We start from the raw sequence: 14,127 nt of genomic DNA, 5'->3' as shown, positions 1-14,127 counted from the left end.
TGTGATAAAAATTTAACCTGTTCTAAAGGAATAAGAACGTGGTGTGGTTAAACTTCCTGCTTAAGCGCGGCGTAATAATACTTAGGCCATGGGCTCGCATCAACTGGTTTGTGTAATTCTCTTACTTTAATGGGTTTTAAAGGTACTTTATCCTTACTTTTTATAGGTAATTGGTAGCAAATAGTTGTTCGGGCTTGAATTACCGTTATAATCTGGCCAGTTATACTTTAATTAAAGTTCATGATTGCCTGGAGACAGATGTGAAATTGAAAACCTGGTTTATTGTTGCAGCTACAGCACTTACGGTGTTTGCGGCGCAAGCACAAGAAATGAGTAACGACGATATTGCTAACCGTATTAAGCCGGTTGGTCAGATACACGTAGCTGGCGCTGAAGCTGCTGGCCCTGCTGCTGCAGGTGGTGGTGCTAAGTCGGGTGAAGATGTTTATAACTCTGCCTGTGTAGCGTGTCATAGTTCTGGCGTACTTGGTGCACCTAAAGTTCACGTAGCCGCTGATTGGCAGCCGCGCTTAGACGAAAAAGGCCTAGACGGCGTATGGCAAAATGCCCTTAACGGTATTAACGCTATGCCACCTCGTGGTACTTGTGCTTCGTGCTCTGATGATGAAATTAAAGCCGCAATTGAGTACATGATAGAAGGTATCTAACCTTCTATCTTTACGTACAATGTGTTGGAAAAAGTAGCGTTTTTGATGTAGATCGGGTAATTTAACCGCATCTAAGAATAAGCTATTTTTACTTGCCGGCGAACGGAATGTCATCAGATTCAACGCAGTATGAGTTGACAGAAGAAGAGCTGCGGGAAATTATCCCGCAGCTTCAACAACTCACTAATAAATATAAGCGTGCTGAACGAGTTCAGAAAGCGCTATTCGACATTTCCGAGCTTGCAAGTTCTGTTAGTCACCTAAACCGCCTTTATACCGCTATTCATGAAATCATTGCCGACTTCATGAACGCAGATAACTTCTTTGTTGCCTTCTACGAACAAGACAGCCAAATAGTCGACTTCGCCTATTTCGTTGATGAATTTGACGAACAAACCGTAAAGCAGTTACCCGCCGATTCGTTAATGGATGGCATGACGGGCTTTATATTGCGCACCGGTCAGCACTTGTTTTATAAACGTGCTGAAGAAGAAATATTTGCAGAAGATCACGGCATCAAATTAGTTGGTTCGCAGCCGTTTGAATTACTTGGGGTTCCACTTAAACGTGGCAGCCAAGTAATTGGTGCTATGGTAGTTCAAACCTACGACGACGGTGTGCATTACACCCAAGAAGACTTAGAAGTACTGCTGTTTGTTTCTCAGCACATTGTTACCACGGTTGACCGGGTTAAAAACCGCGAATTAACCGAACGTACCATTCGTGAACGTACTCGCCAGCTAAGAAAAATTAACGACGACCTTCAAGAAGAAATTCTTGAGCGCCAAAAAGTAGAGTCGTTACAACAAGCCTTATTTGAAATTTCTGAATTAGCAGCCAACCTAGAAGGCGATATGTCGGTCTTCTATTCTAGTCTGCACGAAATTCTAGCCCGCCTTATTAGTGCACCAAACTGCTTTATCTCTATTATTGATGAGTCGAAGCAGATGCTAGAGTTTCCGTATTTCAGTGATATGGAACATGCGGAAGTGGAATCTCGCCCTATGGGGTTGGGGTTAACTGAATTTGTACTGCGTACCGGTCAAGCTGAACTGATTAACCCGCCTAGGGTATTAGAACTTGCCGAAGCGGGTGAAATAGACGTTTCTGTTGCCCAAACCATGCTAAACAGTGCCAACTCTTGGCTAGGGTCGCCTCTGGTGGTAGATGGCGAAGTGTTTGGAGTTATTGCGGTACAAACCTATGGTAAGCATGCTAAATATACCGCAAGAGACTTAGAGCTATTGCGCTTTGTTTCGCACCATATTGCGGTAACCATGGAACGTAAACGCAGTACTGAAGAAATTCATCGCCATAACAGTGAGCTAGAGCTTAGAGTTGCTGCACGCACTGCCGAGCTAGATAGAGCCAACAAATATTTAAAACAGCAAATTGAAGAGCGTAAGGAGATTGAGCTTAAGCTTATTCACGATGCTCATCACGATTCACTGACCGACCTTCCGAACCGCTCGATGTTTACCAGCAGGCTTGAACTCGCCATTGCCAGTAAGCAGCGCTACACCGACAACTACTTTGCGGTGTTGTTCATCGACTTAGACCGATTCAAAGTTATCAACGATACCTTGGGCCACCACGCGGGTGATGAGTTCTTGGTTGAAGTGGCTAGGCGTATTGCATTATGCATTCGAGGGCACGATTTATTGGCCCGCTTAGGTGGTGATGAGTTTGTTGTGTTACTCGATAACTTTGAAGATTTAACCGATGTGCAAGAAGTGGCGTCTCGTATTATCAACTCTATTTCAGAACCGTTTTTGTTAGACGGCCGCGAAATGTATTCGGGTGCCAGTATCGGTATAGCTAATTTAGAGTCGTATTATCGCAGTGCCGATGAAGTGCTGCGTGATGCCGATGCTGCCATGTACCAAGCGAAAACCTTGGGCCGTGGCCGATTTGTTATGTTCGATAAGAGCATGCGCGACCGCCTAATTGAAGAGCTAGAGCTAGAAAACGAATTTCGCCGTGCCTTGCGCGATGAAGAGTTTGAATACTTCTTACAGCCTGTAATTGATATAAGAGACAACACAACGCTCTATAACGAGATGTATGTGCGTTGGTGCCACCCTACTTTCGGCAAAATAGCCCGAGAGCAGTTTCGCCAAGTGGCCGAACAAAGTGGCTTAACTCTAGATTTGGATTTGTTTCAGCTACGCAAAGCTTGCGAGTTGCTGGCTCACGCGAAAGCAACAGGCGAAGACAAAGGCCGTATTGCGGTGAACGTTTCGATTATTCATTTGCTGCAAGCCTCTATGGTGAATCAGATGATTTCACTGATAGACGAATACAAAATATCGCCTCACGACTTGGTATTTGAGTTTGATGAAAACGATTTAAACCGCCGTTCGCAGTTTATTTTGCCTGCCATTAAGAAGTTGAAACGTGCTGGGGTTACCTTAGTGCTAGATAACTTTGGTAGCGGGTTAGCGTCGCTTAGTTACTTATTTGCCTACCCGTTCGATTTCATCAAAATAGACCACAGATTTGTACGTTCGCTGCCGCGTTCACAGCGAAACCTTAAGCTTATTCAATCGGTAATGCTTATTTCTGAGCACCTTAAATTTAAGGTTATTGCCGAAGGTGTAGATTCACCTGCACAGCTAAACGCGCTTACCGACATTGAGTGTAATTACGCCCAAGGTAAAGTGCTTACTCGTGCTACTGTGCTTGATATGAAACAGCTAGCTGGCTAGCTGTTTCATTACGCCTAGCGGTAAGTTGCTATCTTCACCTGCTATGTATCACTAACACCTTTTCATTCCGCTATTAGCACGGTTTGTTACAGCGACTTGTGTCACGGTTTTTTTGAGTAACTTGCGTCACCTTCTTCCAATCGTAACCGTGTGCGCTATTTCTTACCCAGCATGTCTCTTAAATTAGCAATACTGCTTTGGCCTTTTTGCTGGCGCACTTCGGCACTTACTTTCGGCTTTTGATTTTCCCATTGAAGATCGTCTATTGGTAGCTCGTATAAGAAACGGCTTGGCTCGGGGTTTATAACTTCACCGAACTGGCGGCGCTCTTTGGCTAGGCTGAAAATAAGCTCTCGCTGCGCACGGGTAATGCCTACATACGCTAGGCGGCGCTCTTCTTCTACGTTGTCTTCATCTACACTGCTTTGATGGGGTAGCAAGCCTTCTTCCATGCCCACTAAGAACACAATAGGAAACTCTAGCCCTTTAGAAGCGTGCAGGGTCATTAACTGTACTTGATCGCCATCGCCGTCGTCTTCACCCCGCTCCATCATGTCACGTAAAATAAGACGGTTGACTACTTCGGTAAGGTTCATAGGGCTATCAAGCTCGTTGCCTTCTAGCATGTCGGTTACCCAACCAAATAGCGTACTCACGTTCGCCATGCCCATTTCAGCCGCTTTAGGGCTAGCGCTTTGCTCGTATAACCATTCTTCGTAGCTCATCGACTTGATCATGCCACGAAGGGCATCTTTGGTATCGCCTCGGGTAGCATTGTCGGCCACTTCTACTATCCAACGGGCAAACCCCGATACGGCATCGAAGGCTCTATCCGACAACACGCTGTTTAAATTAGGGTGACAAGCTGCTTCGAACATAGGCACGCCTAAGCTGTTCGCAAAGTTCCCCAGCTTTTCTAGGGTTACCCGCCCTATACCACGGCTTGGTGTGTTGATTACCCGTAGTAAAGCGTTGTCATCGTCTTGGTTCACCAACAAACGCAAGTAAGCCATAATGTCTTTCACTTCGGTACGCCCGAAGAACGACATACCGCCACTAATTTTGTACGGAATACGGTTACTCATAAGCAACTTTTCGAACAAGCGACTTTGATGGTTTCCTCGGTACAAAATAGCGTAGTCTTTAAACTTGGTACGGTTCATAAACTTGTGCGCTAGCAGCTCTGCTACCACTCGTTCAGCTTCGTGCTCTTCGTTTTTCGCTTCTATGACTCTAAGCGGTTCGCCGTATTGCAATTCAGAGAACAGGGTTTTGTCGAACAAGTGGGGGTTGTTCTGAATAAGAATGTTCGCGCAATGCAGTATTCGCCCTGAAGAGCGATAGTTCTGCTGTAGCTTAATAACGTTCAAGCGTGGAAAGTCTTGCTGTAGCAAGTTTAAGTTTTGTGGCTTGGCACCGCGCCATGAATAAATAGATTGGTCGTCGTCGCCTACCACGGTAAAACGCGAGCGCTCACCTACCAATAGTTTTACCAGTTCATACTGACTCGTATTGGTATCTTGGTACTCATCCACCAGCAGATAACGAATTTTGTTTTGCCACTTGGCCCGTACGGTTTCACTGGTTTTTAACAGCAGTGTGGGCAACAAAATAAGATCATCGAAATCAAGGGCGTTATAGGCGCGTAAGTTATCTTGGTAGCGCTTATAAGCTTCAGCAAATTCCCGCTCACCGGTACTGGTAGCTTGCTTTAGTAACGCATCGGGCAGCAGTAAGTCGTTCTTCCAATTTGAAATACAGCTTTGTAATAGCGAAAGCTGATCTTTGTCACCGTCTAGTGTGTCTTCGGTTAAATCGGTTAGCAGTGCCAACGAGTCTTTATCGTCGAACAACGAAAAACCAGGCTTTAAGCCTAGCTCTTTAATATGGGCTTTTATAATGGTTAGCCCCATGGTGTGAAAGGTACATACCTTCAAACCACGCGCTTCTGGCTTACCTAAGGTTTCGGCTACCCGCTCTTTCATTTCGCGAGCGGCTTTGTTGGTAAAGGTTACCGCTGCAATATACCGAGCTGGCATATCGCAATTTCTAACTAGGTGCGCAATTTTGTTGGTAATAACCCGAGTTTTACCACTGCCAGCGCCGGCTAATACTAAGCAGGGGCCCGACACAAAAGTGACAGCTGATTGTTGCGCATCGTTTAATTTCATCGCGTTCCTAAATTACGTTCCTAAAACCTAACAGGTGTAATGTGTGCCATGCTTTTCTTTAATGTGCTTTTTCATTGCAAGAAATGGCGATACCGATAGAATAGAAGCCTATTCTAACGAAGCGCATTATAAGGGAAATCCATGTTGGATCCGAAAAAACTCGAAGATTTAGCGAAACAGATTGCTGACGCCGTACCACCGGGTGTGCGTAACATGGCTGAAGGCGCTGAAGGTAAAATTAAACAGATTTTACAGTCGCAGCTTTCGAAGCTTGATTTAGTCACTCGTGAAGAGTTCGATATTCAAAGCCAGGTGCTTATTCGCACTCGCGAAAAGTTAGACGCAATGGAAGCTCGCATTGTTCAATTAGAAGCGAAAGCAACTGACACAAGTAAACCCGAATAGCTTTTCACTCATTAATGCTAAGCGGTTCATTGTGTTAACTAATAACTGAACCGCTCAACCTATCCAAAAATTTGCCACTAAGCCTAATGTAAACACCAAGCCAACATAGTGATTTTCGATAAAGGCGGTAAAACACCCTTCTCGCTGTCGGTTCTTGATAAATTGATACTGTCGGTAAAACAGTCCTGCCCCAATAATTAGCGATAGATAATACGGCCAATGTGCTTCGATAGCCCCGCCAATAAAATACAAAATAACTAGCATGGTGACTTGAAGCCCAATAATAATGGGCACGTCGTACTTACCGAACAAAATGGCTGTAGATTTCACCCCTATTTCCAGATCGTCATCTCTGTCTACCATGGCATACATGGTGTCGTAGGCTACCGTCCATAATAGATTGGCCACAAACAGCCACCAGCCATACGCAGGCACAGTTTCAGACACTGCCATAAACGCCATGGGGATTGCCCACCCAAAGGCCGCGCCCAATACCACTTGCGGCAAGTGGGTGTAGCGTTTCATAAAAGGGTAGCTAGCGGCAAGCAACAGCGCAATGACTGATAAAGCAACGGTTTGCCAATTCAGCATCAGCACTAACAAGAAGGCCAGTATAATTAGCCCCGCAAACAGGGTTAGTGCTTGTTTAGGGGTCACTTCTCCCGTAGCCAATGGCCGCGTGGCGGTGCGCTTTACGCTGCCATCTACTTTTCTATCGGCGTAGTCGTTGATAACACAGCCTGCTGAGCGCATTACTACCACACCAGCGGTAAAAATAAGCGCAATGCCTATACTGGGTAGGCCTTCAGATGCCATAAGCAACGCCCAAAAGGTAGGCCAAAGCAGCAAATAAATCCCCACGGGCTTGTCTAGCCGCATCAGGCGAATATACGCAGATGGATGCTGTTTTATATGATTGATGTTTTGGGCTAGATTAAGATTCAGTGCCATTGTCGTACCTTGAATAATAAACGGGGGCATCGGGTAAAAAAACTTCGGCCACTATCATGCTGTCTTCACCTAACGTAAATAATGAACGTCGGCCCCATAATTGTTGAGTGCGCTCAAAGCCTAATGCTGTTGCTGGCAACTGGCACAATTCAAACTCAGAGCGTATAAACCTAGCATCGTTAAACAGTCGCTTACCTAAGGGTTCACTGCCTAAATTGGCTAGTTCTGCTTCAACCAAACGCTTAGGAATAACGGAACGGGCAAATACCCACGGCAGTGCATTTCCACACAACAGTACTTCTCGTACCTGAAATGCCTGTGAAGGCTGATGTGATAGTTGATTCGACAGCAGGCTTTGTTCGTTCGCATGAAGTGCGGTTTCAGCCTGCCCTAACACGTTTAACGAAAATTGATGGCAAAGCGACTGCACCCGCTCAGTTAACGAACCGGTGTCTAGCAACCAATTTTTTAAATATGGATTGTATCGGGGCGCGCTGTCGGCTTGCATCCACTCTACATTTAAGCCAACGGGAAAGCTGCTAGGAAAACTCACTACCAAATCTCTGTCATAATTTTACATGATAAAAAAAGTATCATATCACTTGTTGGTGACATGGTGGTTTATCTGATTGCTAATAGCTAGCATATTGATTTTACGTGTACCTTAGTACTTTTGCAGTAGTGTCATTAACCTATGATTTGCTACACTACAGCCTGTCATCTAAATTAATTGGTATTTTTGGCTCTCATCATGACAAAGTCACTTGCTTCACGTTTTATAGCTACCGCTCTATTAGTTAGTAGTGCTTTCGCGCCTGCATTTGCACAAGAAAAGGCAAATTTTGCTTATCTTGGTTTAGAGCCAGACATCGTTACCAATTACATTGGCGAGTCTTCAAGAAAACTTGGGTATGTTCGCGTTACCGTTGAATTAATGATTTATGACGTAGATCAGCTAGAAATAGCAGAGCACCATATGCCGCTATTACGTGCAACGGCCATCGATATCTTCGGCAGACAGCCTGAAGAAAAAGTAAAATCGCTAACGGGCAGAGAAGATATTCGCCGCGCCATTCTAAAAGCACTTCAAGATCATATGAAAAAAGAAACCGGTGGCGAGGTTATCAAAAACGTTATCTTTACCAAGTATTTATATCAAGGCTAGGTGCTACCACAGCAGCACCTGTTCAAGACCGCTGGCGCTATTGCCCCTGCTTTCGTTTATCGGCTCCAAGGCTTAGCAACCCTGCTAATAAACAGCCGGTTATTAATCCTGCGGTGTGCGCCGCATTGGCCATGTTTACCCACAGCACATCGGCAAAGCCTAATACTAGCCACACCAACATAAAACCTATTACCGATTTAGGCAGCGACAAGCCCCACTGTGGCTTCAGCCAACCTAACCACCATACAAAGCCCATTACAGCGTATACCACTCCTGACAAGCCGCCAAAGAGCATTAAGTTACCTTGTACTGGCGTAGTAAACATCGCTTGAGCCACGTTCGATATAATGGCCGACAGTGCAAACACCACAAACAGCATGCTTTTACCAAAGGTACTTTCTATTTTGGCGCCTAGCATGCACCACCAAAGCAGATTGAAGATAATATGCAGTGCGCTGAAGTGAATAAATGCGGGGCCTAATAGCCTCCACCATTCATGGTTTTCGGCAAGCACACTGAGGGGCTGCATGAGCAGGTGTTGCGCGATAGGGCTGAATAAGCCTAACAACGACAAACCATATACCAGCACGCAAAGTAAAAACACAATGCTAGTAAAAGGCACTGATAATGCGTTGCTAATAAACCCTTTTGCATCGAATTGACGTGAGGGCACTAAATCGACGTTTTCACCATGCTGCCAAGCAGCTTGTTGATATTTTGGGTTATTGGGTTGCTGAATAAATTCTTCAGTTATGGCACGCGCTTTAAGTGCGTCGTTATCATCTGCTAACAACACAACAAACTCATCACCCGCTTCAGTAGGCTTAACCGTGGCACTAATATTCTGGCTACCTAAGTAGTTAGCCAGTAAATGCGCCACGCCTTGCTGACGAAAAGCAATTAAAGGATGGCTCACGAATTTTCAGACACCACAGACTGGCCTAATCGCCATGCTTCGAAACCGCCGTCCATACTATAAACGGTGTTAAAACCTTGCTCAGCAATTACCCGTGCGGCTTGCTGACTGCTTACACCGTGATAGCACACCACTACCACAGGGGTTTCTTTTGGCGTTTGTTCTACAAAGGCCGCGAAGTTATCGTTATTCAACGGCTTCGCTTCTGGCATGTGACCATTGGCAAATGATTGCGGGTCACGAATATCTACAATGGCTACTTCGCCATTGAAGTTTGCTACGTCTTGTACACTAATGTGTGAAAATGCTGTCATTATTGCCAGTCCAGTATAACTTTGCCTGATTGTCCTGAACCCATGGTATCAAAACCTTTCTGAAAGTCATCAACCGAAAAGGTATGTGTGATGATTGGCGATAAATCTAAGCCACTTTGCAGCAAACTTGCCATTTTGTACCAGGTTTCAAACATTTCACGACCGTAGATACCTTTAATCACCAATCCTTTAAAGATAACTTGGTTCCAATCAACCGACACATCTTGTGGCGGAATACCTAGCATGGCCACCTTACCGCCGTGATTCATTTTCTTTAGCATGTCGCGAAAGGCTACCGGTACACCCGACATTTCAAGGCCAACATCAAAGCCTTCACTCATACCAAGTTCGTTCATCACGTCTTGCAAATTTTCTTTGCTAACATCAACGGCGCGAGTAGCGCCCATCTTTCTGGCAAGTTCTAGGCGATACGGGTTAATGTCGGTGATAACTACGTGACGGGCACCTACGTGACGCGCCACAGCAGCTGCCATAATACCAATAGGACCTGCACCGGTAATGAGTACATCTTCACCCACTAAGTCGAAGCTAAGGGCGGTGTGCACAGCATTACCAAATGGGTCGAAAATAGAAGCCAGTTCATCAGAGATGTTGTCAGGGATTTTAAATGCGTTAAACGCAGGAATAACTAAGTATTCGGCAAATGCACCTGGGCGATTTACGCCCACGCCTTCGGTGTTGCGGCATAAATGGCGACGGCCAGCACGACAGTTTCTGCAGTGACCACAGGTAATGTGGCCTTCGCCAGACACTCGGTCGCCAACGGCAAAGCCGCGTACTTCTTGACCCATGCCAACCACTTCACCAACATACTCATGTCCCACTACCATAGGTACAGGTATGGTTTGCTGCGACCACTCGTCCCAGTTGTAAATGTGCATGTCGGTACCGCAAATGGCGGTTTTACGAATTTTGATTAATAAATCGTTATGGCCAACTTCAGGCTCTTGAGTATCTTGAAGCCAAATACCTTTTTCAGCTTTTGCTTTAACTAACGACTTCATGCAATCACTCCCATTTCACGGCCTACTTCAATAAACGCATCAATAGCTTTATCTACGTGTTCAATAGAATGCCCTGCTGACATTTGGGTACGAATTCTGGCTTGGCCTTTTGGCACTACTGGGTATGAGAAACCAATCACGTAAATGCCTTTTTCAAGTAGCTTGTCTGCCATGTCGCTAGCTATGCGTGCATCGCCTAGCATTACCGGAATGATGGCGTGATCTTTACCTGCAAGGGTAAAGCCAGCATCTTCCATACGAGAACGGAAGTGGGCTGAATTGCGCCAAAGCTGTTCACGCAATGCTGCGCCGTCTTTCATCATCTCGAATACTTTAAGTGAAGCCGATACGATAGGTGGCGCAACAGAGTTTGAGAATAAGTAAGGGCGAGAGCGTTGACGTAACCATTCAACCACTTCTTTTTTGCCTGATGTGTAACCGCCAGATGCGCCGCCCATAGCTTTGCCCAAAGTACCAGTGAGAATATCCACTCGGCCCATTACGTCGCAGTACTCATGGCTACCTTTGCCGTTTTCGCCTAAAAAGCCCGTGGCGTGACAATCGTCTACCATTACCAGTGCATCGTACTTTTCAGCCAAGTCACAAATACCTGCAAGGTTGGCAATAACACCGTCCATCGAAAATACGCCATCTGTGGCAATCACTTTGAATCGTGCGCCGTCGGCAATGGCTTGCTTAAGCTGATCTTCCAAAGCTTCCATGTCGTTGTTGGCATAACGATAGCGCTTTGCCTTACACAAACGTACGCCGTCGATGATGCTGGCATGGTTAAGTGCATCTGAAATAATAGCGTCTTCTGGGCCAAGCAAAGTTTCAAACAACCCGCCGTTAGCGTCGAAGCATGAAGGGTATAAAATGGTGTCTTCGGTACCTAGGAAACCACTGATTTCAGTTTCTAGCTGCTTGTGTATGTCTTGCGTACCACAAATAAAACGCACAGACGCCATACCAAACCCATGGGTTTCAAGGCCGTTTTTGGCCGCAGCGATAAGGTCGGGGTGATTAGCCAAACCTAAATAGTTGTTCGCACAGAAGTTGATGACATGCTCGCCGTTGGCCACGTCTATATCTGCTTGTTGCTGTGAAGTAATAACGCGCTCTTTTTTATACAGACCATCTTCTTTAGTGGCCTCAATTTGCGCTTGCAGGTGAGAGATAAATGCCGCTGACATGTCAGACTCCGAAATTAATAAAAAATGTATTTTAAAGAAAGCGATATAAAGGTTACACAAGGAAGGGGGCGTTTTAACAGTATTAAAACTCACAGCTGTAAACTTTTTCGCACACTTATTAGATATGACTAAAAATCTAGCAGGCTAGGCAGCCCTATTCGTTAGATTGCGTACTGTCCCATATGCCCATGTGTACGTTTTTGCTTAGGGTGGTCCAAATGTCTAACTCTGGAATAGGTCGACTAATTAAGTACCCCTGCCCCATCTGGCAATCAAAGTGGCACAGCATCTCAAATTGCTCTGCTGTTTCAATACCTTCAGCTACCACAATTAACCCCATTTTTCGTACCATAGCAATGGTTGAATGCACGATGTTTCTATCATCAGCATTCTCGATAATATTGGCAACGAATGAACGATCGATTTTTATGAAGTCGGCAGGCAGTGACTTCAAGTAACTAAGCGATGAGTAACCCGTTCCAAAGTCATCGATGGCCAGTGTGCATCCCATGTCTCTAATAGTACGCATAATGGAGGTTGCTCGTTCAATATCGGTGACCAATACTGTTTCTGTTAATTCCAAACATACCTGGGATGGCGAAATATCGTTGCGAATAATTTGCTGCTGCAGAAAATCAGGAAGACTGGGGTCGAGAAACTGCCCTGCAGAGAGGTTAATCGCTAATTTCACATTAGGGTAACCGTTCGCGTTAAGCTCTCTAATAAGGTAGGTAGCCTTGGCTATTACCCAATAATCCAGCTCTAGCATGAAAGGGGTATTTTCAAGCGGAGGAATAAACTCTGCCGGTGAAATAGCGCCCTTAACAGGGTGATACCAGCGAAGCAGTGCTTCGAACCCTATTAATTCATTGGTTCGCAAGTCGATTTGAGGCTGCAAGGCTAAACTGAACTGACTTTCTCTTAGTGCCACCCGCGCTTCGGCTTCAAGCTCAACTTTTTTCATTACCTTCAAGTTCATGGTGGCGTCGTAAACTCTAAAGCCCGCCCCTTTTTTCGATTTTGCTTCGTACATAGCAATATCGGCATGGCGCAATAACTCCACCGGCGTAGCTCTAGCATGGCGGCTCACGGCCACACCGATACTAATAGAGACGTAGAATTGCATGCCATCCACTTCAATGGGCTGTTCAAACTCTTCGATAATTTTTTTCGCTACGTGTTCCACTTGCTCTTTGTTTTCAATGCTAGATAGCAATACAACGAATTCATCACCACCAAATCGTGACGCAATATCGGTTTCCCTGATAGGCCGTGATATTCGCATGGCGGCGGCTTTTAAAAGCTTATCCCCCACGTCATGACCATAGCTGTCGTTGACTTTTTTAAAGTCGTCTAAGTCCATGAACATCAGTGCAACCAATCTATCGTCTCGCGCTGAGTGGGCAAGTTGATTTTCAATCTGGAAGGTCAACATGTTCCGATTTGGTAGGCCGGTAAGCACATCAAACATAGCCATTTTTTCAAGTTTGGCAGTGTTCACCGCCATTTGGCCATCGAAGTCTTCCAACTGTTTTGCCAGTGCATTCGCGGCATCTTCTACCACATCTAGTTCATCATTCAATCGCCAAAGCGAAGCGTGCTGCTTTTTTCCAACCAGTTTGCGGTATTCGATAAATTTGTGGTCGGCAAGCATAGGCAAACCTTCACTGATACCTAATAGCCTTAAGCGGTATTGATTAAGAAAGAGCCTTAGAAGCAATGAGAACACGATAAACAGCACAATCGCACTGATGATAACCAGTATTTCGTACTGCTCTTTTTGATGTACTAATGCAGTAATATCTTGCACAACCATAAGGTAAGGTTGCTCTGTCAGGCTGTGGGGGAATGGCAACAAATTTACCGACAGCTCTTTTCCCTGAAACGAAATTCGAAGCCCTTTAACTACCAGTTTTTCTACACTCCAGCCTTTGGGAAAGGCGGCAATGAGCTCGGTTAAATAATCTTGGTTAGACTGTGAAAGCTGACTGGATAGCGTTAAGGCAGGTTCATTTTCATCGCCTTGCTTATTCTGAACCATCACGACCTTATGGGCGTCGGTAGAGCGATTAAACAAAGACAAAAGTTCACGTAATGAAGCAGACAAAATAACGACAGGAACCACCTCGTCATCGGTCATAATGGGCACTGATAAATAATGTGTGCACACACCCTCACAGCGAATTAACGCTCTACTGCTAAGAGACTGCTGCGTGCTACGCACCAATTTTAGAACAAAATCACTAATGGGAGCTGGTTGCTCTCCCACTACGCCATCTTGGTCAAACAGATACAGCTGCTCCACATGAAAGTTCAGCATCAGGTATTCTTGATTTCGCTGAAGGTTTTCATAGAAGTAATCTAAATCTTGATGCTCCGACATTTCTATGTGGCTAAACATGTCTACCCACAACACCATACGGTTATGCAGAATATCCTCGAAAAGCTGCAATCGACGTTGGTTTTTAAGTTGCTCTTCTTGCTGCTGAAAAACCAAGCTTGAATCAGACTCACGAATGAGCATCATAGATATCACTACCGTGACGGTTAGCACCATCGCCATCAACATAATGATGGTTTTAGTGGTAAAGGACATCTCCACTTTCATCAG

The 14,127-nt window shown here is 45.3% G+C and carries 12 protein-coding genes; 4 read left to right on the top strand and 8 right to left on the bottom strand.

From position 1 onward, the window contains the following. Positions 1 to 260: 260 nt before the first annotated feature. Entirely contained in the window at positions 261 to 668 is a 408-nt protein-coding gene (locus tag ALT761_RS00400; protein WP_013786129.1) for a c-type cytochrome, read from the top strand. A 107-nt stretch (positions 669 to 775) separates the two neighbouring features. Continuing rightward, the gene (locus tag ALT761_RS00395) at positions 776 to 3,376 is read left to right on the top strand and encodes a sensor domain-containing phosphodiesterase (protein ID WP_129735641.1); all 2,601 of its coding nucleotides are present in this window, start codon (positions 776 to 778) and stop codon (positions 3,374 to 3,376) included. A 155-nt stretch (positions 3,377 to 3,531) separates the two neighbouring features. Here the strand turns inward: ALT761_RS00395 and rep are convergent, their stop codons facing one another. Further along, on the bottom strand, positions 3,532 to 5,547 hold the full coding sequence (rep, locus tag ALT761_RS00390) for a DNA helicase Rep (protein ID WP_129735640.1): 2,016 nt from the start codon (positions 5,545 to 5,547) through the stop codon (positions 3,532 to 3,534). 141 nt (positions 5,548 to 5,688) lie between these two features. Here rep and ubiK point away from each other — a divergent pair, with 141 nt between their 5' ends. After that, positions 5,689 to 5,952 (top strand): ubiquinone biosynthesis accessory factor UbiK, encoded by a 264-nt coding sequence (gene ubiK, locus ALT761_RS00385; RefSeq protein WP_129735639.1) that lies wholly within the window; start codon positions 5,689 to 5,691, stop codon positions 5,950 to 5,952. 54 nt (positions 5,953 to 6,006) lie between these two features. On the opposite strand, the gene ubiA is transcribed toward ubiK, so the two are convergent. Further along, positions 6,007 to 6,903 (bottom strand): 4-hydroxybenzoate octaprenyltransferase, encoded by an 897-nt coding sequence (ubiA, locus tag ALT761_RS00380; protein WP_442858136.1) that lies wholly within the window; start codon positions 6,901 to 6,903, stop codon positions 6,007 to 6,009. After that, entirely contained in the window at positions 6,887 to 7,456 is a 570-nt protein-coding gene (locus ALT761_RS00375) for a chorismate--pyruvate lyase family protein (RefSeq protein WP_129735638.1), read from the bottom strand. Before ALT761_RS00375 ends, ubiA begins: the two co-directional genes overlap by 17 nt. A gap of 198 nt (positions 7,457 to 7,654) precedes the next feature. Between ALT761_RS00375 and ALT761_RS00370 the strand changes: the two genes are divergently transcribed. After that, positions 7,655 to 8,068 carry a flagellar basal body-associated protein FliL gene (locus ALT761_RS00370; RefSeq protein ID WP_129735637.1) on the top strand — a complete coding sequence of 138 codons (414 nt, stop codon included), beginning with the start codon at positions 7,655 to 7,657 and terminating at the stop codon, positions 8,066 to 8,068. Between the two features lie 37 nt (positions 8,069 to 8,105). On the opposite strand, the gene glpG is transcribed toward ALT761_RS00370, so the two are convergent. From glpG to ALT761_RS00345, 5 genes are all read right to left on the bottom strand, one after another. Continuing rightward, positions 8,106 to 8,984: a rhomboid family intramembrane serine protease GlpG gene (glpG, locus tag ALT761_RS00365; RefSeq protein ID WP_129735636.1), complete on the bottom strand. Its 879-nt coding sequence runs from the start codon at positions 8,982 to 8,984 to the stop codon at positions 8,106 to 8,108. Next, complete coding sequence (glpE, locus tag ALT761_RS00360) at positions 8,981 to 9,298, bottom strand: thiosulfate sulfurtransferase GlpE (protein ID WP_129735635.1); 318 nt, start codon at positions 9,296 to 9,298, stop codon at positions 8,981 to 8,983. Before glpE ends, glpG begins: the two co-directional genes overlap by 4 nt. After that, positions 9,298 to 10,323 carry an L-threonine 3-dehydrogenase gene (gene tdh, locus ALT761_RS00355; protein ID WP_129735634.1) on the bottom strand — a complete coding sequence of 342 codons (1,026 nt, stop codon included), beginning with the start codon at positions 10,321 to 10,323 and terminating at the stop codon, positions 9,298 to 9,300. Before tdh ends, glpE begins: the two co-directional genes overlap by 1 nt. Beyond that, positions 10,320 to 11,516: a glycine C-acetyltransferase gene (gene kbl / locus ALT761_RS00350; RefSeq protein ID WP_129735633.1), complete on the bottom strand. Its 1,197-nt coding sequence runs from the start codon at positions 11,514 to 11,516 to the stop codon at positions 10,320 to 10,322. The genes tdh and kbl overlap by 4 nt, the downstream gene beginning before the upstream one ends. A 154-nt stretch (positions 11,517 to 11,670) precedes the next feature. Beyond that, positions 11,671 to 14,124 (bottom strand): bifunctional diguanylate cyclase/phosphodiesterase, encoded by a 2,454-nt coding sequence (locus ALT761_RS00345; protein ID WP_129735632.1) that lies wholly within the window; start codon positions 14,122 to 14,124, stop codon positions 11,671 to 11,673. Positions 14,125 to 14,127: the final 3 nt, after the last annotated feature.

This window comes from Alteromonas sp. 76-1 (assembly GCF_900654235.1).
GTDB lineage: Bacteria > Pseudomonadota > Gammaproteobacteria > Enterobacterales > Alteromonadaceae > Alteromonas > Alteromonas naphthalenivorans.
The sequence above is the reverse complement of the archived record's forward strand: the minus strand, read 5'-3'. Positions and strand labels throughout refer to the sequence as shown.

Coding starts and splice junctions, on each gene's coding strand:
- ALT761_RS00395 (WP_129735641.1), top strand. CDS start 776: ATGTCATCAGATTCAACGCAGTATGAGTTGACAGAAGAAGAGCTGCGG.
- rep (WP_129735640.1), bottom strand. CDS start 5,547: ATGAAATTAAACGATGCGCAACAATCAGCTGTCACTTTTGTGTCGGGC.
- ubiK (WP_129735639.1), top strand. CDS start 5,689: ATGTTGGATCCGAAAAAACTCGAAGATTTAGCGAAACAGATTGCTGAC.
- ubiA (WP_442858136.1), bottom strand. CDS start 6,903: ATGGCACTGAATCTTAATCTAGCCCAAAACATCAATCATATAAAACAG.
- ALT761_RS00370 (WP_129735637.1), top strand. CDS start 7,655: ATGACAAAGTCACTTGCTTCACGTTTTATAGCTACCGCTCTATTAGTT.
- glpE (WP_129735635.1), bottom strand. CDS start 9,298: ATGACAGCATTTTCACACATTAGTGTACAAGACGTAGCAAACTTCAAT.
- tdh (WP_129735634.1), bottom strand. CDS start 10,323: ATGAAGTCGTTAGTTAAAGCAAAAGCTGAAAAAGGTATTTGGCTTCAA.
- kbl (WP_129735633.1), bottom strand. CDS start 11,516: ATGTCAGCGGCATTTATCTCTCACCTGCAAGCGCAAATTGAGGCCACT.
- ALT761_RS00345 (WP_129735632.1), bottom strand. CDS start 14,124: ATGAAAGTGGAGATGTCCTTTACCACTAAAACCATCATTATGTTGATG.